Raw genomic sequence first — 20,492 nt, forward strand, 5'->3', positions numbered from 1 at the left:
CTGTCGTTTCCGTGCCCCTGGATTGGGTCATAGTGTCTGACTTCGCCAAGACATCGGTGTTGCCCGACCAGTCGTTTTGGCACTTAGGTGGCAATTAGGGACGTTCCTTATGTGCCGGCACTTGGGGACACTCCTTGCGCTGATAGTCGTTGGGTTAGTCGTTGGGGACGTTCTTGTTTGACTAGTCATTTAAGAACGTCCCAAACGACTAACTTCCTTCCCGTAACCTTTCTGCAACAATTTGCCCTTCACGCTGCCCGACTTCGCTCGTAACGTTCCCTGCGCTACACTTAGTCGCACTGTGGCGCTGCCGCGCCGCGCCCGAACCAAGGGGGACACTCATGAAGAACACTCAGCTGCTGCTGATCAACGATATGTGCGGTTACGGCAAGGTCGCGCTTTCCGCCATGCTGCCGGTGCTGTCGCACATGGGCTATCGCATTCACAACCTGCCGACGGCCCTCGTTTCCGATACGCTCAACTACCCCAAGTTCTACATCCACGACACCACGGAGTATGTCCGCCAGAGCCTCGCTATCTGGGAGGAGCTCGGCTTTGAGTTCGACGCCATCTCGACCGGCTTTATCGTGACCGAGGAAGAGACGCGCATCATCTCGGACTTCTGCCACCGCCGTGCGCAAAAGGGCACCAAGGTGTTCGTTGACCCCATCATGGGCGACAACGGCAAGCTCTATGCGGGCGTGCCCGAGTCCACGATTGGCCTTATGCGGCGCCTGCTGGAGTGCGCAGACTACGCGGTGCCCAACTATACCGAGGCGTGCCTGCTTGCCGATAGGCCTATCGCCGAGCAAATTACGCCCGATGAGGCCCGCGCCCTTGTGGACGCTGTGCGCGAGCTGGGTGCCAAGTCGGTGGTCATTACGAGCGCCGTGGTCAATGGCACGAACGCGGTTATCGGTTACGACCATGTGGCGGGGGAGTACTTCACGATTCCCTTTGAGCTCATTCCGGTCTATTTCCCGGGCACGGGCGACACGTTCTCGGCGGTGCTCGTCGGCCGCGTTATGGCCGGTTGGAGCCTGCAGCGTGCGACGAGCGATGCCATGCGCGTGGTAGCGGAGCTTATCGAGCGCAATGCCGACCAGGAGGATAAGTCCGCCGGCCTTCCCATCGAGGCCTGCCTGGATGTGATTGACCATGAGTAATGCTGATGAGGGCGGCGTCAAGCCTGCGGGCGAGAACAAGCCGCTCGGCGCGCCGCGTGGCAAGCGTCCGCGTATCCGCGTGAGCTGCGTGGACCAGCTGGGTGCGTGCCGCTGCCACCATGGTCACAAGCCGGGCGACGTCTTTGACTTCGACCGAGACCGCGGCAAGATGTGCGCTATGGCCTGCCATGTGGGCTTTCCCTATATCGATATCCTGCGCTATGGCGGAACCGTGCCTGGCAACGAGCCCGGCACGGCAAAGTTCTGCTGCCCCGAGGTCGATACGCTGAACGTCTGGCTTGCCGAGATCGTCGACGAGTAGTCGAGCGCAATGTGACAAAGGGACAGTCCCTTTGTCACATTCGCCGGGGCTGCCCCTTCTTTTTGCTTATAATCCTAAATCTCTGCATTTCATCCGATTTTAGGTTCTAAAAATCATACATTTCATCGATAATTAAGCGCATAAAACTTTGCATTTCATTTGATGACACTGAGGGGAGAGCCTATGCTGCGCAGGAAAATAGCGGCAGAGCTGGAGCGTTGGCTGAAGTCTGCCGAGCAAAAGGCCTTATTCATCACGGGTTCTCGCCAGATCGGCAAAAGCTATTCGATTCGCGCATTTGGCAAAGCCAGCCATGCAACCTACATCGAGCTCAATCTCATGGAAAATCGCCAGGCAAAAGATGCTCTTCTCGAGGCGCGGAATGCCGATGATTTCATCAGCAGGGTGACGCTTCTTTCGGGAAAGTCGATTGCACCAGGCAAAACGCTCGTGTTTATCGATGAGGTCCAAGAGGCCCCCGACATCATGACGATGGCAAAGTTCCTTGTAGAGGACGGGAGGTGCCGCTGGGCGTTTTCGGGGTCAATGCTCGGGACCCAGTTCAAGGGCGTCAGGTCCTATCCCGTGGGGTATGTCCACGAGCTTAGGATGTTCCCGCTCGATTTTGAGGAGTTTTGCTGGGCAACCGGGGTGAGCGAGGGGGCTCGCCAAACGATACGTGACGCGTGTATCAGCGAGAGGCCCATTCCTGATTACATTCATGACGCGATGATGGCAAACTTCAGGACCTATACCGTTGTCGGCGGAATGCCGGAGGTCGTGCAGCGTTTCCTTGACACGCAGGGCGACCTTGCCTCTGTTCGTCAGCTACAGTCCGAGCTCAACGAACAGTACCGACGGGATATTTCCAAGTATGCAAGCGGGCGTGCCCTTCAGGTGCAGAGCATCTACGATCAGCTCCCCATTATGCTTGAGGGCGAACACAAGCGTTTCGTGCTCAATTCCATTGACCCCAAGGCGCATTATGAGAAGTACCAGCGAGATTTTGTCTGGCTTGTCGATGCCGGCGTTGCTCTCAAAGCCGATATCGTAACCGAGCCAAAGTCGCCCCTGCTCAAGACGGCACGGCCATCGCAGTTCAAGCTATACCAATCGGATACGGGCATGTTGATGGCGCGCTACCCCGTTGGAGTCGCCCAAGCGGCGTATCTTGATAGCAAGGAGCCCAATCTGGGCGGCTTTTACGAAAACGTGGTGGCCCAGCAGCTGGCTGCCCAAAATCGCCAGCTTTACTACTATCAGACAAAAAAGCGCGGTGAAGTGGACTTTGTGGTCGATGGGCCGGATGGGACGGCTGTTCCGATCGAGGTTAAATCGGGCTCCTATTACCACGCGCACGCTGCGCTCGGTCATGTGCTTGATACGGCTGAATATGGCGTAAGGCTCGGGATTGTTTTCTCGAGAGGCAACGTTGAGCGCAACGGAGCGGTTCTCTATTTGCCGCTATATGCGACCTGGGCCCTTTCGGATGTTTTGGGCGACTCCTGCGCCGAGGGGATAAAGCTGGAGGTCAAGCCGGTCTAGGGCCAGTCCCGGATGTGGCAAAGGGGCAGTCCCTTTGTCACATTCATGAGCGTGGATTTTCTCCCGTTTAGAGCGCACTCGAGCGCTCAAAGTGGGAGAAAACCCACGCTCGTTTCGCGCCGGAGACGTGGCTCGCGACCTCGCTTGTCTACAGTTGCTCGAGCATAGCGGTGCAACCGTCGAGCACGTCGCGGTAGGTGGCATCGAAGTTGCCGGTGTACCAGGGATCGGCCACGTCACCGGGGCGCTCGGTCCAATCGAGCAAGCGTGTAACCTTGCCGTCGGGGTCGTCGCCAAAGATGCGCCGCAGGCCGCGGGCGTTCTCGTCGTCCATATAGACAATGTGGTCCCAGTCGCCATACTCCGCGCGACGCACCTGGCGGGCACGGTGCGCAACGACGGGAATCCCGACTTCACGCAGCTTGGCGACCGTGCCATGATGCGGCGGGTTGCCGATCTCCTCAGTTGAGGTCGCAGCGGAGTCAATGACAAACTCGCCCGCGCGCCCGGCGCGCCGCACCAGCTCGGTAAACACGGACTCAGCCATCGTCGAGCGACAGATGTTCCCATGGCAGATAAACAGTACACGTTGCATATGCGGTTTCCTTTCGATCGCCATCATCGAGCTCGAGTATCGCATCTACGCCTGCGCCATCGTCCTCTTGCGTTCCCAGCGAGCCAACTTAATCGTCACCAGCGTGAGCGCCCAGGCCACAAGCGAGAACACGGCACCGACCGCGCCTACATATGCAATGCCAACGCTGCTTACCACGGCGCCGCCCACTGCGGTGCCAAACGAGATGCCGACGTTAAACGCCATGGGCTCAACCGAACTTGCGAGTACCATCGACTTGGGATGGCGGCTGCGTGCCACGTCCATAAAGTGCGTGATGCACGACACCGAGAACAGGTACATGAGCAGCGCCAGGCTAAAGACAAAGACCAGCGCGAGCGGCATGGTGCCGCCCACAGCAAACAGTCCGAGTAACGCTGCAGCCTGCAGCACAAACGTCACGAGTAGCGCCTTCATGCCAAAGCGCGCATCGATCCATCCGCCCAGGATGTTCGAGATCAGGCAGAACACGCCGTAGGCCATGAGCGTGGTACTGGCTTCGACCGTGCCCATGCCCAGCACCTGCTCAAGATAAGGCGTCACGTAGCCGTAAAAAACGTAGACCGACCCCACGCCAAACAAAAAGATGAGCATGCCGGTGATGATGCTCGGCTCGCGTAGTAGACCCGCCTGTTCGCGAAAAGTGGCGGGCTCGTCGGTTTGCCCAGCGCGCGGCATAAACGCCACGAGCGCTCCGCAGATCAGAACGGCAAAGGTCAGCGTGCCGTACATGGCCACGTGCCAGTCGAGCGTGTCGGCCACAAACTTGCCGATCGAAGTGACAAAGACCATTGCCACGGAAAACGCGCCGTACACTACCGAGATGGCGAGTGAGGTCTGCTGCGGGGACAGCAGCTCAGGGATGTACGTTACGCCCACGGCGAGCAGCGCACCCGAGACGGAGCCCAGGACAATACGCGAGATAAACAGCACTTGAAAGTTGGGCGCCAGCGCCATAACCAAATTGCCGAGCACAAAGACGATGCTGTAGCACACGAGCAGCTGGTAGCGGCGAAAACGCCCCGTGCTGAGCGCAAGCACTGGCGTCGCGATGGCGTAGACAAGCGCAAACACGCTAATAAGTTGGCCTGCGGTGGCAAGCGATACGCCGAGTTCCGTTGCCAAGTCGCTTTCGATGCCGATGACCACGAACTCGGAGCAGCCGAGCGAGAATCCCAACAGCACGAGCAGCGCCAGGCAGAGCTTGGTGCGCGCAGGGGAGAGCGCGGCGGCGGTTGACTTACTTTTAGGCGTGGTTGCGGCGGTCAAGGTTGTCACTCCAATGTCGCATGAATAAGCGAGATTCAATCCCTGCAACTCTAGCAGAATGTGACAAAGGGACAGTCTCTTTGTCACATTGCGCTGCCGGCCGGTCGCCCAAACCGTCACAACATTCGGCGAAAATCTCGAAATCGAGGAAAAACGTCGAATGTTGTGATGGTTTTCCTATCTGTGCCGGCGAGCTGCCGTGCCGTCTGGGGGTATAAGACTAGCGAGTGTTTATTTGCGAGGCCTAAGGGGCGCCCCGTATGGATATCGATAACTTTGAATGGTGGTATAGCGAGGGTGAGGCTCCGGACGAGGAGTGGGACGAGCCCATGCCGCGTGACGTGTCGAGCGACGAGGACGAGACCGGCAACGACGTCGCCGCCGATTCGGACGCCGCCCTCGACCCCGTCGAGCCCCTGACCTTCGAACAAGCTTGGGCCCAGGCCGAGGCAGACGAGGCCAAGGCCGACGCTACGGCCACGCTCGGCGAGCCAGCCGACATGTCCATCTCGCCGGCAAAGATCCCGCAGCCGCGTCACACCATCGACCCCGACAGCACGGCATCCTTCAGCATTCTCGACGTGCCCGCGCAAGGCGCCCAGGCGCCTGCGCCCACACATCGCCCCGACCTGGCTCGTGAGGAAGACGCGGGCCGCCGTTCTCCGCTCGGCCCCATCCTTATCGCCTTCATGGCCGGCGTTATCGCATGCTCGGTAATTGGAAACGTCTGGAGCCATGTTGAACAACAGCGAAAAGACGCCGCCAAGGTCGAGATGTCTATCGAGCAATCGCTCGGCCGCACGCGCTCGGTACATGTGTCGGTCGAGGTCAAGGACGGCGCGACGTGGGACACCGCGCGTGGCGACAGCCAAATGCTCATCCACATCGTGGGGCGTACGCTCAAAGGGCAGACGATTGACGAGTATCAATACGTCAATTCCGCTGGTGACGGCATCGAACTTAAGCCCGGCGACTACGAGCTCACCGTCGATGAACCGCCCGTCGCCACCGACGGCACGCGCTTCCGTGCCTCAAAGCGCATGGTCCCCGTGAGCTTTAACTCACAGGCGCCCGACACGGTCGACACCACACCGCAGGGCAGGTTCGACCTTTACGTGGATACCCAGTAGGCACTCGCCGCTCATTCCGCTATGGCTACTCAATAATCGCCTGCCGTCCCGTCCCGCCGCCAAGAGTGGGACAATAGCCCTCGACACTATTGTTTACTTTTGGAGGAAGTAGCATGTCTACTGTCACTACCATCAAGCGCGGCGGCCTCACCGCGGCCATCGATTCCATGGGTGCCCAGCTCACGAGCCTTGCCCTCAACGGCAACGAGTATCTGTGGCAGGGCGACCCCGCCTTTTGGGGCAAGCATGCGCCCATCCTGTTCCCCATTGTGGGCTCGCTGCGCAACAACACGGCGACGTCTGCGGCCGGCACCTGCGAGATGCCGCGCCACGGACTCGCGCGCATCGTCGAACACAAGCTGGTCGAGGTTTCGGAGGACGGCTCCTCGGTAACGTACGAGATCACCGACACGCCCGAGTCGCTCAAGGCGTTCCCGTTCCACTTTAAGCTCAACATGACCTATGCCCTGACTGGTGACGCCACACTTACCCAGACCTTTGCCGTCACCAATACCGGCGACGTGGACCTGCCGTTCTCGGTGGGCGGCCACCCCGCGTTTAACGTACCGGCTCCCGGTGCCGAGGACGAGGCATTCGAGGATTACGAGCTGGCGTTTACCGAGGCTTGGACTAATGAGGCTCCCATCATCACGCCCGACGGTCTTATGACGTTCGAGGGCAGTTACAAGGCTCCCGATAACTCGGACGTGCTGCCCATCACGCACCGCAGCTTCGATAACGACGCCATCATGTTCACCGATACCCCGGGCTCCACGCTCACGCTGCGCGGCCGCAAGTCGGGCCACGGCGTCAAGATCGACTTTGAGGGCTTTAAGTACATTGGCGTGTGGTCTGCCGCCAACGACGCCCCGTTTGTGGCGCTCGAGCCCTGGACCGGTCACACCACCATGGACACCGAGGACGACGTCTTTGAGCACAAGGTCAACACCATCACCTTGGCTCCCGGCGAGACGGATGTTCGCAGCTTTAGCGTTACTCTGCTTTAACAGGCTGCATACCTGGGACTAGTCGTTGGGGACGTTCTTGTTTGACTAGTCGTTTAAGAACGTCTCCAACGACTATCAATCGTTTTCAGTTCGTAAACTTGCATATATGCATTTATATATGCATTTGCTGGAGGTAGCGCTGAGCGGTATCCTGTTAAGTCGTCAGCATACGATTCAACAGGGAAGGCAGATTATGCATTCTCCCCATCAACGCGACGCGCATCCGCAGCCGATATGCAGCCGTCGCATCTTTTTGGGTAGCGCTCTCGCTGCGAGCGCTACTGTCGTCGCCGGCGCACTTGCCGGTTGCCAGCGCCCCTCCACGCTGGAAGTAGTTCAGCCCACGACGGGTGGCGGTCGCGACGACCTGTCCGATTCCGTTATCGGCAAGGATAAGATCCGCATTGGCATGGAGGCGGCCTACGCCCCGTACAACTGGCAGGTTTCCGAAGCCAGCGAGTACACCATCCCCATCGACAACGTGCAGGGCGCCTATGCCGATGGCTACGACGTGCAGATCGCCAAGATCGTCTGCAAGGCCCTCGGTGGCGAGCCCGTTGCCGTCAAGCAGAGCTTTTCGGGCCTTATCGATTCGCTCAACAACGGCCAAATCGACCTCATCATCGCCGGCATGAGCGCCACGCCCGAGCGCGAAGAGTCGGTCGGCTTCTCCGACCCGTACTTCATTGGCTACTTTGGCCTATTCGTAAAAGAGGGCTCGCCCTACCAAAACGCCACCAAGCTTAGCGACTTTAGCGGTGCCACGGTGCTCGGCCAAAAGGACACCATGCTCGACACCGTCATCGACGAGATCCCGGGCGTTGTGCACAAAAACCCGGTCGACTCCGTCCCCACGGTGTTCTCGAACCTGCTGCAGGGCACCTGCGACGCCGTGACCTACAACACCGAGAACGAGAAGGGCTATATGGCTCAAAACCCGGGCATCGTTCCCATTCATTTTGCCGAAGGCGAGGGCTTTAAGCAGGAGGTCGCGGCAAACGTCGGCTGCCGCAAGGGCTCGGACAAACTGCTTAAGCTCATCGACAAGACACTCAAGGGCATTAGCCAAGAGGAGCGCGACCAAATGTGGGACGCGTGCCTCGACCGTCAGCCGGCATAGGGAGGCAGCATGAAAACCGTCAATCGCCTGGCCTCCTTTATCAAGGCCGATCACCGTTACGTATACCTGGGCACGAGCGTCATCGCGGCGCTTGGCCTGGCGTTTAGCCAGCGCAACCCCACGCCGCTGAGCTTTTTGGCGCCCACTGGCATCTTCCAGGACTGCCTTTGGGCGATCCTGTGGGCCTGGGTCGTCGTGTCGGCGGCGGCACTCGTCACCAAGCTCATGCACTGGAACGACTATCGCGAAAAGTCGCCGTTCGCCTCCGAGCGTTTCCGCCGCGGCGCGCGCCTGGGTAGCTATGTTGTGGTCGCCATCGCAGCGATCTTTTTCGTGGACCGCTGCATCATGTCGTTTATCGACCTGGTGCAGGTGAGCATTGTCTCGGATTCCAACCCCAGCGACTTTTTGTCGAGCCTGGTCTACATGACCTACAAGAGCGGCGACTTCTTCATCCGCGGCATCGAAATCACCATCGCGCTTGCCACCTTCGGCACCGTCATCGCCTTCTTCCTGGCACTGCTCTTTGTGTTTTTGCGCATTCAGACGTTCGACCGCGTGGACAACGACTTGGTGCGTTTCTTTAAGAGTATCGGCCGCGGCTTCGCGACCGTCTACTCCACCATTGTGCGCGGCACGCCCATGATGGTCCAGGGCCTGCTTATCTATTACGCGGGCTTTACCGTTCTGCGCGGCATGGGCTTCGAGACCGCCCAGGCCAACCAGATCTGGAGCACCTTTACCGCCGGCCTCGTCACCATCTCGCTTAACTCCACCGCCTACATGATGGAGGTCCTGCGCGGCGGCATCGAGTCCATCGATCCCGGCCAAGCCGAGGCGGCGCGATCGCTGGGCCTGTCGCAGTGGCAGGCCATGCGCAAAGTCGTGTTCCCCCAGGGCATTAAAAATGCGATTCCGGCGCTCACCAACGAGCTCATCATCAACATCAAGGATTCGTCGGTGCTCTCGGTCATCGGCGTGTTCGACCTTATGTACGCTACTACCACGGTCGCCGGCGTGTACTACCGCCAGATGGAGGTCTACTGCGTGGCGCTCGTGGTCTACCTGATCCTGACGCTCGTGGCGAGCCGCCTGCTCGAAGCCTTTGGCAAAAAGCTCGGTGCCGAGGCTCCGGCCACGCTGCCCAGCTCTAACTAGGCTTAAGACGAGGAGAATCATCATGGCAGATACCGCCACTACCGGCGTTGCGGCCGCCGCACAGACCAATGAGCCGCTCATCCGCGTTGAGGGCCTGCGCAAGAGCTTCGGCTCGCTCGAGGTACTCAAGGGCATCGACCTGTCCGTTAACCCCGGCGAGGTCGTCACCATTATCGGCGCCTCGGGCTCGGGCAAGTCGACCTTCCTGCGCTGCCTCAATCTGCTCGAGACCCCGGACGCGGGCCACATCTGGTTCCACGGCCAGGACCTTACGGCCGAGCGCTGCAATATCAATAAACTCCGCGAGGACATCGGCATGGTGTTCCAGGGCTTTAACCTGTTCAACAACATGGACGTGCTCGACAACTGCACGCTTGCGCCCGTCATGCTCAAAAAGATGAGCAAGGCCGAGGCTGAAAAAATTGCGATGGAGCATCTGACGAGCGTGGGACTCGAAAAGTTCGCGCACGCCGCCGTGGGCCGCCTGTCCGGTGGTCAAAAACAGCGCGTAGCCATCGCACGCGCCCTGTGCATGAATCCGCAGATCATGCTGTTCGACGAGCCGACTTCGGCACTCGACCCCGAGATCGTGGGCGAGGTGCTCGAGGTCATGCGCAAGCTCGCGGCCGACGGCATGACCATGGTCGTCGTCACGCACGAGATGGCCTTTGCCCGAACCGTGTCCGACCGCGTGGTCTTTATGGATAAGGGCGTGGTGCTCGAGGACGCCGCGCCGGCCGAGCTCTTTGGCAACCCCAAACACCAGCGCACCCGCGAGTTCCTCTCGCGTTATCTCGAGGACAAGTAACCGACCGCAAATGTTTGCATGACAGGGCCGCTCCCGTGGGGCGGCCCTCGTCATCACAATCGAAAGGATGTCATGGCCGAGGTTTGGCGCTTCTTTGCGCATGAGGATGATTTTGCCGATTTGGACGAAGCTGGTGCGTGCGAGCGCCTGGGCCGCGTGCTGTCGTTTCCGACCATCTCGAGTATGGATGCCGAGGCGGTGAACTGGCAGCCGTTCGACGACCTGCGCGCGTATATGCAGCAGGCTTGGCCGCACGTATTTACGGCGGGTAAGGTCGAGCTTATCGACCATTCGCTATTGGTGACGCTTAGCGGTTCCGACCCTGCCCTCAAGCCCATTATGCTCATGGGCCACATGGACGTGGTTCCCGTGGTACCCGGCACCGAGGCTGACTGGACGCATGCCCCCTTTAGCGGACATGTGGACGACACCTACATTTGGGGTCGCGGCGCCATCGATATGAAAGACCAGGTCGCAGGCATTCTCGAGGCGGTTGAGTATGCGCTCGCGCACGGCTGGGAGCACAAGCGTACCCTGCTGCTCGCCTTTGGCCAGGACGAGGAAACCACGCAGTACGGCGCGGGGGCGATCGGTCGTGTGCTCGAGGAGCGTGGCGTTGAACTTGAATATCTGATCGACGAGGGTGACTACCGTATTGTTTCGGCTGCCGAGTATGGCGCGGGCGAGGGCTGGCTTATGCATGCCGACCTCGCGGAGAAGGGTTACGCCGATATCATACTCAAGACGAAGAGTGAGGGCGGGCATTCGTCCAACCCCTACGGCGGCACATCGCTCGAGGTGCTCAGCCGTGCCATCACCGCAATCTGCGATATCGAGTGGCCGACGCGCGTGACCGACTTGCTTGCCGCTCAACTCGTCGAGTTGGGGCTCTACACGGCCGATGAAATTGCCGCCAACGGGGATGCCATTGTCCGCGATTGCCTCGCCAGCAAAAAGCTCTATCCGCTGGTGACGACCACCTGCGCGCCCACGCAGATCGAGGGTGGCAGCACCGGCGCCAACGTAATGCCGCAGGATATGTGGGCCAACATTAACTTCCGCATGCTCGAGGGTACGAGCGTGGTCGACGTTGTGGCGCGCTGCCGTGAGGCGGTTGCCGGGGCGGACCTTGCCGGTTGTGTCGAAGTGGAGCTGGGCCCCGGCAGCTCCGAGCCTTCGCCGTCTCCGCGTGTCGGTGGACCGGGGCTCGAGGCCGTTCGCGCCATCGCCGCCCGCTATTTCCGTGATCCAAAGGGGACGGAGGAAAACGGACCGAGTGCGACGGGCGGGGCTCCTGTCAGCATCGTCCCCTCGACCGTGATCGGCGCGACCGACGCTGCCAACTATCAGCGCATTTGCCCTGAGTGCATTCGTTTCTCGGCCTTTGTGGTCGACGATGACGAGTGCGACCGAGGCGTCCACGGCACCAACGAGCGCATTACCCGCCGAGTCTACCTTCAGGGTGTCCGCTTTTTCATCGCTCTGCTCCACACGCTCTAGAATCCAACAAAGGGACTGTCCCTTTGTCGGATTCCGTGCGGGTTATATGCAGGTTTGCCTGCGCACGCTATCATGTATGGGTTAGACCGCAACTATGTACCCCATACGCGAAGGGATGCGCATGTATCTGAGGATCGACATGTTCTAGCCGGGCTTACCCCCGCAGCGGGGCCCCGCGCCCCATCAATTCTGCCGATTTTCACCTTCACGCATATAAAGGAGTCCGTCATGCGCGACAAGCTCGAAAAGATCATCAAGGCCTACGAGGAGCTCGAGAAGAAGCTTTCCGACCCGGCCGTCGCCTCCGATATCAAGGAGTTCACGCGTCTCAACAAGGAGTACGCGCACCAGTCCGACCTCATTGCCGCCTCGCGCGAGTACATCGGCGCGCTCGATGACATCGAGGCTGCCAAGGAAATGCTGCACGATACCACCGATGCCGATGAGAAGGAGATGCTCCAGATGGACATCTCCGAAAACGAGGCCAAGCTCCCCCAGCTCGAGGAAGACATCAAGTACATGCTCATCCCGAGCGACCCCAACGACGACAAGAACACCATCGTCGAGATCCGCTCCGCCGCCGGTGGCGACGAGGCGGCCATCTTCGCCGGCGACCTGTACAAGATGTATCAGCGCTTTTGTGAGTCGCGCGGCTGGAAGACTACCGTGCTCGATTCCAGCCCCAGCGAGGCCGGCGGCTTTAAGTCCATTGAGTTCAAGGTCGAGGGCGACCGCGTCTACTCCGTTATGAAGTACGAGTCCGGCGTGCACCGTGTCCAGCGCGTCCCCAAGACCGAGTCCCAGGGCCGCATCCAGACTTCAACGGCTACCGTCGCCGTGCTTCCCGAGGCCGAGGAAATCGACGTCCAGATCAACCAGTCTGACCTGCGCATCGACACCTACTGCGCCTCCGGCCCTGGCGGTCAGTGCGTTAACACCACCTACTCCGCCGTGCGCATCACCCACCTGCCCACCAACACCGTGGTGCAGTCGCAGGAGCAGCGTTCCCAGATCCAGAACCGCGAGGTCTGCATGCAGATGCTGCGCGCCCGTCTGTACGAGATGGAACTCGAGAAGCAGCAGGCAGAGCTCGGTGCCGAGCGCCAGAGCCAGATCGGCCACGGTAACCGTTCCGAGAAGATCCGCACCTACAACCAGCCCCAGGACCGCGTGACCGATCACCGCATCGGTTTCAACTCCACCTACAACGGCGTCCTTCTGGGCGATCAGCTCGGCACCGTGATCGAGGCACTCGCCGCCGCCGAGCGAGCCGAGAAGCTGGCGCAGGCTGTGTAGTGGGTTACGCGGTTTTGCCAAACCGCGTAACGGCTCGACGCTGCGCGCCGCCCAGAGCGACAATTTGTCATTCAAAAGGCAAGGCATGACCAGAAGGTCTATGCCTTGCCTTTTTCATGCCAACTTGTTCGCTCTGGACGTCGCTCGCTGGCATTGCCAAAACATCGGCGTTTTCTTGGTTGTCAAATGATCCGTAGGGAGTCATTGGGGACATTGCCTTGATATTATATTCAGTCGGCTGTGATGGCATTTTAGTCATTGGGGACGTTCTTAAATGACTAGGTTGGGCACATTGCTTTGAGATGTTATTTAATCGGCTTTGATGGCCATTAAGCCGGCTACCTGCTCAAAGAAATTAGCGGCATTCATCTGCTATCGAAAATAATGCTCAAAAAATCGTCCGAGAAGTCGCGGGGCGATTTTTGATGCGTCGCGCGTCAAGTGATTTGGCAAGTTCTTGGTTAGATATTGGTCAGTTTTGGGGCAACCTTGCCAAAAGCTTGACGGATGCAGATTTAGACGTCGACGAATGAACACTTCGATTGCGATTCAAGCAAAATTCTGGGCTGATTCTCGATAATCGCTTCCAATCGTCCCTTGCCGCGTGCCGCCCTCGCGTACAATCTGCTCCGACATTCGCGCGCCGTCCGGCGCTTAAGAGGGGAGGGCCCCATGGCAAACGAGATTTGGACCATCAAGCGTTGTCTCGAGTGGACCAAGGAGTACCTGGCCGAGCGCGGCGAGGAGCACCCCCGTCTTTCTGCCGAGTGGCTGCTCTGCGCTGCCACGGGTTTGGCACGCATCGACTTATATATGCGCATGGACGAGACGCTTAACGCGGCTCAGCTCGAGACCATGCACGCGGCCGTTGTTCGTCGCGCTAAAGGTGAACCGCTGCAGTACATCACCGGCAGCACGCAGTTTCGCATGATCGACGTCACGTGCGCCCCCGGCGTGCTCATTCCGCGTCCCGAGACCGAGATGCTCGTCGAGGAAGTCCTCAATTATCTGGATGCCGAGGTGCTGAGCCCCGAGGCTGCTGCCCGTCAGCGTGTTGAGCTGCCTTGGAACGATGAGGTCGAGGAGGCACGCAAGGCTGAGGCCGCGCTGGCAGACGAACGCGCGACCGCCGAGCGCCGTGCCGCCAACCTGACGGCCGCCGATGAGGCTGCGCTGGGTAGCGACGTGCTCGGCAGCCGTGCCTATGCCGAGGAGCTGGCCGACCGCGAGGCCGAGGAAGCCGCCGCGCAGGCAGCAGAAGCCGAAGTCGCGGAAGCCGCCGAGTCCGAGCTCGACGAATACGGCATCGCCATCGAGGGTGCCGACCAGGAGACGGCTTCAGCTCAGGATGCCGCTTCGCCTGCCCCAGCCGAGCCCCGCATCGCCCGCGTTCTCGAGGTCGGCTGCGGCACGGGCTGCATCTCGCTCTCCCTTGCCTGGGAGCGCCGCGGCCACGTTACCTGCACCGCCACCGATATCGAGCCGCGCGCTATCGATCTGGCCACCAAAAACCGCGACGCGCTCGGTCTCACATCCGATGAGGTCGCCTTTAGCCTCACCAACCTGGTGAGTTCCATTCCCCGCGAAGAGTGGGGCACCTTTGATGTGCTTGTCTCCAATCCGCCCTACATTCCGACCGACGTCATGCGCTCACTGCCGCACGAGGTCAAGGACTTCGAGCCCGACCTGGCGCTTGAGGGCGGCGCCGACGGCCTCGATATCTTCCGCCGCCTGCTCAATGCGGCGCCTTACATGCTGCGCGCCGGCGGCCTGTTTGCCTGCGAGCTCTACGAGGGTGCCCTCGACGCCGCCGCCGAGCTCTGCCGCCAGGCGGGTCTCTCGGACGTGCGCATCGTCCGCGACCTCACCGATCGCCCCCGCATCGTCCGAGCCATCGTCACCGAGCCCAAACAGCGCCAGTAATATTTATTAACTGGTTAGCAAAAATTATAAACTAGTTTATAATTAGGACGGCTGAAAGAGGTCGGCCCATGCAACCTCCTACCTTTCGGGAAATCATTGCCCTACTCAAGCACGATGGATTCGTGAAGGTCGCGCAAGTCGGTAGTCATGCTAAGTATGTTTCTGGCGACCGTGTTGTCACCGTGAACGGCTCTGGTGGTGATCGACCAAAGAAGGGCACGTGGGCAAGTATTCGTCGCCAAGCTGGATGGTAGTTGGAGGCAAAATGAGGCAGCGATTTACCTATGACTGCGTTCTCATAAAAGAAGACGACGGGTACTGCGCCAGCTTCCCGCAGATTCCCGGCGCTTTTGCCGATGGCGATACGCGCGAAGAAGCGATTGCCCATGCCACCGAGGCGCTGATGGCGTTTTTGGCCGACGACCTCAACAACGGTTTGACTCCGGCAGGGTACGAACGCTCGGCCGAGGTCGTGGCCCTTTCAGTCGAAATCGACCACGAGGACGCTCGGGAAGCGGCGTGCCGAACATTTAAAGACGCAGCGCTGGACCTCAAAGTCTCCGCTCCGCGGATTACCGCGCTGGTCAAAGCCGGAAAGCTCGATGTTGAACTTGTCGACGGCCGTCGGATGATAACGATAGACAGCATCGAGCGCTACGCCGCCCAAAAACGCCACGCCGGCAGGCCAAAGAAGTTCATCGCAGTCCAATGACCCCCTCACTTTCACCGACTACTAAAGCCGCTCACCAAACCAACATGCACTCTGGCCAAATAGGTTGAACGTTTCGTGCGAGAATGCCCCTCAGTAAACAAACTTTCACCAGAGCGTAAGGGGCTGGCATACACATGCAGACGGTCTATCGGGTATACGAGGGAACGCGCGAGCCGCATCGGCTCGCCGTCGAGCGCACGGCCGAGGTGCTCGGCCGCGGCGGCCTGGCCTTGATCCCGACCGAGACCGTCTACGGTGTCGCCGTGGCAGTCAACGCCTTCTCGGACGCCGTGCCCCAAGATACAAGCGAATTCCCATCGTGGCCGCGCGATCCGCAGGCTGTCGTCAATGGCGCCGCGGTCCCTGCGCTCGGTACCGGCTACCGCCGCATCTTTACCCTCAAGCAGCGCAAACTCACCCAAACGGTCGCCTGGCTGGTTGATAATGCCGAAGCACTCGACCGCTATGGCGTGGATATCCCGGAAGATGCCCGCGTACTTGCGCGACGATGCTGGCCGGGCGCCCTGACTATCGTGGTCAAGGCAGCCCCCTGCGTGCCGACCTTTATGCGCGCTGCCGATGACACCGTGGCACTTCGCGCTTCGGCCTCTCCCGTGGTCCAAGCGCTCATCCGCGCCTGCGGCAGTCCCCTTGCCTGCACGAGCGCCAACACGCACGGCGCGCCTTCGCCGGCAAGCTTTGCCGCCGTCGAGGGTCGCATCCTGGAGGGGGTCGATGTTGCCGTCGACGCCGGTGAGACCCCGTGTCGCGACGCCTCGACCATCGTGTCGTTCCAGCACGGCGGGCTCCAGATCCTACGCCAAGGCGCACTTCCCGCATCAGAGATCGAGCGGGTCCTGTCCGACCCGATGCAATAGAAAGGTGTAAGCGATGTCGTTGAATCTGGGCAGCCTGGGCATGGAAGATGCCTCGTTTAACTTTGGCGGTTCCTACATCATGGCGCTCGACTGTGGCACCACCTCGGTACTCGCGGCCATTGTCGACGAATACGGCTGCATCGTTGCCCAGGCGCGACGTAGCGTCAAAACCAGCTTCCCGCGCCCCGGCTGGGTGGAGCAGGATCCCACGGAGGTGCTTGCCAGCCAGATCGGCGTGATGATGGAGGTTCAGTTTAAGAGCGGCATCCATTCTGACCGCATCGCCGCCATCGGCATCTCCAACCAGCGCGAGACCACGGTGGTCTGGGACCGCGTGAGCGGCCAGCCCATCTATAACGCCATCGTATGGCAGTGCCGCCGTACCGCGTCTCAGATCGATAATTTGGTTGAGCGGGGCGCAGAAGAGCTAGTGCGCTCCCGCACGGGGCTTACGCTCGACCCGTATTTCTCGGCCTCCAAGGTACAGTGGATTCTCGATAACGTCGACGGCGCGCGCGAGAGCGCGGCGGCGGGCGACCTTATGTTTGGCACCATCGACACGTGGCTCATCTACAATCTCACCGGTGGCCAGGTCTTTGCCACCGACTATACCAATGCCAGCCGTACCGCACTCTTCAACATCCATACGCTCGAATGGGACGACGACCTGCTGGCGCTCTTCGACATCCCGCGCTCTATGATGCCCGAGGTTCGCTGGAGCTCGGGTGACTACGGCCGCGTCGCGAGCGATATTATGACCAACATGCCGCCCATCATGGGCGTGGCGGGCGACCAGCAGGCTTCGCTGTTCGGCCACTGCTGTTTCCATCCCGGTCAGACCAAGAACACCTACGGTACGGGCTGCTTTATGCTCATGAATACCGGTGACGAGATCGTCGAATCCAAGAACGGTCTGGTCTCCACGATCGGTATCGCCGCGGACGGCAAGATCAGCTATGCGCTCGAGGGCTCCATTTTTGCCGCCGGCTCCACCATGAACTGGCTGCGCGACAACATGGGCATCATCTCCAACGTAACCGAGTCGGCGCAGCTTGCCGCCTCGATTAGCGACAACGAGGGCTGCTACTTCGTCCCTGCCTTCGCAGGTCTGGGGGCTCCCTGGTGGGACCCGCATGCTCGCGGTATCGTGTGCGGTCTGACCGGTGCCTCGAGTCGCGCGACCATTGTGCGTGCGGCCTGCGAGTCCATGGCCTACCAGAGTTATGACGTGCTGCGCGCCATGGAGCAGGACGTGGGACTTTCGATTGAGCGCCTGTCCGTCGATGGCGGTGCCTCGCGCAACGAGTTCATCATGCAATTCCAGGCCGATCTGCTGGATATCCCCGTGCTGCAGTGCGAGACGGTGGAGACCACGGCGATCGGCGCCGCGTACTTGGCGGGCCTTGCCGTCGGCTACTGGGAGGATTTGGAGGAGCTGGAGCAAAACGCCCAGATCGTCAAAATCTTCCATCCTCATATGTCCGCCGAGCGCCGTGAGAGCAACCTTGCTGGTTGGCGTGATGCCGTCAAGCGTTCGCTCGGCACCGCTCAGTAGGGCTGCGACGGAGCACTCGATACAACAAACCGCTAAACTTATGCACGGCGCGTGGCAACAGCGCCGCGGCGCGCCATGTCAGTAAGGCCATCTTGCGGCCGCAATGAAAGGGGCAAGACCCATGACCGTTACCTACGATACGTCCCGTGTGACGCTTGTCGATCATCCACTCGTCCAGCACAAGCTGTCGATCCTGCGCGATAAGTCGACCGGCACCAACCAGTTCCGCCAGCTTGTGCGCGAGCTTGCGCTCTTTGACGGTTACGAGGCCATGCGCGACCTGCCCATGGAAGACGTTGAAGTCGAGACTCCCATCACCACTGCCACGTTTAAGCAGCTTGCCGGCAAAAAGCTCGCTATCGTACCTATCCTGCGCGCCGGTCTTGGCATGGTCGACGGTATTCTCGACCTGGTGCCCTCCGCTCGCGTGGGTCATATCGGCATGGAGCGCGACGAGGTCACCCACGAGCCGCATGAGTATTACTGCAAGATGCCCAAGGATATCGACCAGCGCATCTGCCTGGTTGTCGACCCCATGCTCGCCACGGGTGGCTCGGCCGAGATGGCTATTAGCTACCTGCGCGAGCGCGGCGTTAAGGACATCCGCATGCTGTGCATCGTCGCCGCGCCCGAGGGCCTCAAGTCGCTGACCGAGAAGGACCCCGACGTACGTATTTATACGTGCGCCATCGATGACCATCTCAACGAGGCCGCCTACATCGTTCCCGGCCTGGGTGACGCTGGTGACCGTATTTACGGAACGCTCTAACCACTGAGCGATATCGGCTACAGCCGCAAATACGAAGAAATGGTGCGCGCGGGCGAGCAAAAGACGTCCACGCGCACTCCTGTTAACGGACGTTTTGCCCTGCAGGGTTCTAGAAAAACGTATTACCGTACCTGCGGCATAAAGAAGGTCTTAAGAAAACGAACAGGTGCGTATTAACCGATGCTTTTTCGGTTGTACTTTAGCGATTGGCTCGTACAATAGTCACCAATGTTTGGCGGGAACTGTTCTGTGGAGCGTTAAAAAGGAAAGTGAGGACGCCAGTGTTTCAGATAGCCGATCTGCTCGCTATCGTTGCAGGCGCCATCGCGGGCGCGGTCGCCTTTCTTCCCTTTGTTTTTACGCTCAAGCCGGTTCTTGACGATAAACAGAATGCGGACATGCTCAAGGGGATGGTGAGTCTCGCGGTCTCGGCGATTGCGTTGCTCGTCTTTACTCTGGTCGTGTTCGCGTTGTTCGGAGAGGCGTTTCGCATGTTCCTCTTGGGCGAGGCGATCGGCTTCGTGGCCTTTATGGCCGCCTGCACGGTCCGTGTCGCCAAGGCACTGCGGGATCCTCATGAGGTCGAAAGGTAAGTCGTGGAAATTTTTGAAAAGCTGCCCGATGAGATTAATCATCTGGTTAGCGAGTTCAGCTCCACCCCCGTCGTGGGCGATCTGAGCTGCGGTATCACGCAGTACTCGTTTTGGCTGATCGTCTCCACGATCGTGCTCCTGATCGTCCTGGCCGTGTTCAAGAAGAAGCAGGCCCTGGTTCCCAAGGGCTTCTTCGTCAACGGTTTCGAGTACATCATCGAGTACGTCGAGAACGATATCGGCAAGGGTGTCGTGGGTGAGAACTGGAAGAAGCACTTCCCGTTCCTGTGCTCGCTTTTCCTGTTCATCCTGATCAATAACATGATCGGCCTGATCCCGGGAATGAAGCCCGGCACCGGCGCAATCGGCTCCACCGCCGCGCTCGCCATCTTCGCCTTCGTGTACTTCATCTACTACGGATGCAAGGCCCACGGCGTGATCGGCTACATCAAGAGCCTCGCCCCGCAGGGCGTGAGCTTCCCGATGAACGTGCTTGTGTGGGTCGTCGAGCTCTTTTCGACCTTCCTGCGCCTCATCACGCTCGCCGTCCGTCTGTTCTGCAACATGTTCGCAGGACACGTGGTCATGGGTTCGTTCGCCATCATGGCGAGCATGTTCATGCAGCCGCTGCTTCAGCAGGCTTCCGCGGCTCACGCCGTCGGCGCCCTGCCTTCGCTTGCCTGGCTTGCCATTCTCATCCTGATCTACGCGATCGAGCTTGTGGTCGGCGCCATCCAGGCTTACGTCTTCACGGTCCTTACCGCCGTGTATGTCTCTGAGGCAGAGGAGGTCGCGGAGGAGGAGTAGTCTTCCGTTCGCGCCTCAAAGGTAAGGCAATTCGTTCAACCGCCGGCGCCCGTACCCATGGAGCCCGGCAGTTATAAAAAGGTTATCCTGCGTGAAATAAGACACGCACGACAAAGGAGGAATCGTGGGAGTTATCGGTTACGGTCTCGGTGTTATCGGCGCTGGTCTTGCTATCGGCCTGTCTGCTCTGGGTGCTACGGGTGCTATGGCCCGTCAGCCTGAGGTCCAGGGCCGCGTGTTCACCGTCTTCATCATGGGCTCCGCCTTCGGCGAGGCTCTGGCTCTGATCGGCTTCGTTGTCGCGCTGATCGTTAAATAGCA

21 protein-coding genes are annotated in these 20,492 nt (G+C 59.9%); 19 read left to right on the plus strand and 2 right to left on the minus strand.

From position 1 onward, the window contains the following. Positions 1-341: 341 nt before the first annotated feature. From DWY51_RS08530 to DWY51_RS08540, 3 genes are all read left to right on the plus strand, one after another. Positions 342-1,166 (plus strand): PfkB family carbohydrate kinase, encoded by an 825-nt coding sequence (locus DWY51_RS08530; protein WP_117770538.1) that lies wholly within the window; start codon positions 342-344, stop codon positions 1,164-1,166. Beyond that, positions 1,159-1,488: a TIGR04076 family protein gene (locus DWY51_RS08535; RefSeq protein ID WP_199411406.1), complete on the plus strand. Its 330-nt coding sequence runs from the start codon at positions 1,159-1,161 to the stop codon at positions 1,486-1,488. The genes DWY51_RS08530 and DWY51_RS08535 overlap by 8 nt, the downstream gene beginning before the upstream one ends. A gap of 183 nt (positions 1,489-1,671) precedes the next feature. Next, positions 1,672-3,033: an ATP-binding protein gene (locus DWY51_RS08540; RefSeq protein WP_117770539.1), complete on the plus strand. Its 1,362-nt coding sequence runs from the start codon at positions 1,672-1,674 to the stop codon at positions 3,031-3,033. Between the two features lie 148 nt (positions 3,034-3,181). Here DWY51_RS08540 and DWY51_RS08545 read toward each other — a convergent pair whose 3' ends face one another. Together DWY51_RS08545 and DWY51_RS08550 are read right to left on the minus strand one after the other, a co-directional pair. Beyond that, positions 3,182-3,628 (minus strand): low molecular weight protein-tyrosine-phosphatase, encoded by a 447-nt coding sequence (locus DWY51_RS08545; RefSeq protein WP_199411407.1) that lies wholly within the window; start codon positions 3,626-3,628, stop codon positions 3,182-3,184. A 45-nt stretch (positions 3,629-3,673) separates the two neighbouring features. Then, positions 3,674-4,924: an MFS transporter gene (locus DWY51_RS08550; protein ID WP_233504674.1), complete on the minus strand. Its 1,251-nt coding sequence runs from the start codon at positions 4,922-4,924 to the stop codon at positions 3,674-3,676. Positions 4,925-5,175: 251 nt separating this feature from the next. Between DWY51_RS08550 and DWY51_RS08555 the strand changes: the two genes are divergently transcribed. From DWY51_RS08555 to DWY51_RS08630, 16 genes are all read left to right on the plus strand, one after another. Beyond that, on the plus strand, positions 5,176-6,045 hold the full coding sequence (locus DWY51_RS08555; RefSeq protein WP_117770540.1) for a hypothetical protein: 870 nt from the start codon (positions 5,176-5,178) through the stop codon (positions 6,043-6,045). A 113-nt stretch (positions 6,046-6,158) separates the two neighbouring features. Beyond that, entirely contained in the window at positions 6,159-7,052 is an 894-nt protein-coding gene (locus DWY51_RS08560; protein ID WP_117770541.1) for an aldose 1-epimerase family protein, read from the plus strand. A 193-nt stretch (positions 7,053-7,245) separates the two neighbouring features. Continuing rightward, positions 7,246-8,172, plus strand: coding sequence for a transporter substrate-binding domain-containing protein (locus tag DWY51_RS08565; protein WP_117770542.1), 927 nt, complete (start codon positions 7,246-7,248; stop codon positions 8,170-8,172). A 9-nt stretch (positions 8,173-8,181) separates the two neighbouring features. After that, positions 8,182-9,330, plus strand: a complete 1,149-nt coding sequence (locus DWY51_RS08570) for an amino acid ABC transporter permease (protein WP_117770543.1) — start codon at positions 8,182-8,184, stop codon at positions 9,328-9,330. A 22-nt stretch (positions 9,331-9,352) separates the two neighbouring features. After that, positions 9,353-10,138, plus strand: coding sequence for an amino acid ABC transporter ATP-binding protein (locus tag DWY51_RS08575; protein ID WP_117770544.1), 786 nt, complete (start codon positions 9,353-9,355; stop codon positions 10,136-10,138). A 72-nt stretch (positions 10,139-10,210) separates the two neighbouring features. Beyond that, positions 10,211-11,638, plus strand: coding sequence for a M20/M25/M40 family metallo-hydrolase (locus DWY51_RS08580; protein ID WP_117770545.1), 1,428 nt, complete (start codon positions 10,211-10,213; stop codon positions 11,636-11,638). A 228-nt stretch (positions 11,639-11,866) separates the two neighbouring features. Next, positions 11,867-12,934: a peptide chain release factor 1 gene (gene prfA / locus DWY51_RS08585; protein WP_035138783.1), complete on the plus strand. Its 1,068-nt coding sequence runs from the start codon at positions 11,867-11,869 to the stop codon at positions 12,932-12,934. Between the two features lie 672 nt (positions 12,935-13,606). Then, positions 13,607-14,857, plus strand: a complete 1,251-nt coding sequence (locus tag DWY51_RS08590; RefSeq protein ID WP_117770546.1) for a HemK/PrmC family methyltransferase — start codon at positions 13,607-13,609, stop codon at positions 14,855-14,857. Between the two features lie 68 nt (positions 14,858-14,925). After that, positions 14,926-15,111, plus strand: coding sequence for a type II toxin-antitoxin system HicA family toxin (locus tag DWY51_RS09770; protein WP_089573106.1), 186 nt, complete (start codon positions 14,926-14,928; stop codon positions 15,109-15,111). Continuing rightward, entirely contained in the window at positions 15,078-15,569 is a 492-nt protein-coding gene (locus tag DWY51_RS08600; protein ID WP_147333371.1) for a type II toxin-antitoxin system HicB family antitoxin, read from the plus strand. Before DWY51_RS09770 ends, DWY51_RS08600 begins: the two co-directional genes overlap by 34 nt. Before the next feature lie 134 nt (positions 15,570-15,703). After that, complete coding sequence (locus DWY51_RS08605; protein ID WP_117770548.1) at positions 15,704-16,447, plus strand: L-threonylcarbamoyladenylate synthase; 744 nt, start codon at positions 15,704-15,706, stop codon at positions 16,445-16,447. A 13-nt stretch (positions 16,448-16,460) separates the two neighbouring features. Further along, positions 16,461-18,002: a glycerol kinase GlpK gene (glpK, locus tag DWY51_RS08610; RefSeq protein WP_117770549.1), complete on the plus strand. Its 1,542-nt coding sequence runs from the start codon at positions 16,461-16,463 to the stop codon at positions 18,000-18,002. Positions 18,003-18,123: 121 nt separating this feature from the next. Continuing rightward, a complete protein-coding gene (gene upp / locus DWY51_RS08615) occupies positions 18,124-18,771 on the plus strand; it encodes a uracil phosphoribosyltransferase (RefSeq protein WP_117770550.1) in 648 nt (215 codons plus the stop codon). 281 nt (positions 18,772-19,052) lie between these two features. Beyond that, positions 19,053-19,364 (plus strand): hypothetical protein, encoded by a 312-nt coding sequence (locus DWY51_RS08620; RefSeq protein ID WP_117770551.1) that lies wholly within the window; start codon positions 19,053-19,055, stop codon positions 19,362-19,364. A gap of 3 nt (positions 19,365-19,367) precedes the next feature. Then, positions 19,368-20,171 carry a F0F1 ATP synthase subunit A gene (gene atpB / locus DWY51_RS08625; RefSeq protein WP_117770552.1) on the plus strand — a complete coding sequence of 268 codons (804 nt, stop codon included), beginning with the start codon at positions 19,368-19,370 and terminating at the stop codon, positions 20,169-20,171. A 124-nt stretch (positions 20,172-20,295) separates the two neighbouring features. Next, positions 20,296-20,490: an ATP synthase subunit C gene (locus DWY51_RS08630; protein ID WP_022094262.1), complete on the plus strand. Its 195-nt coding sequence runs from the start codon at positions 20,296-20,298 to the stop codon at positions 20,488-20,490. The last annotated feature ends 2 nt before the right edge of the window (positions 20,491-20,492 follow it).

The organism is Collinsella sp. AF25-2LB, assembly GCF_003458415.1.
Classification (GTDB): domain Bacteria; phylum Actinomycetota; class Coriobacteriia; order Coriobacteriales; family Coriobacteriaceae; genus Collinsella.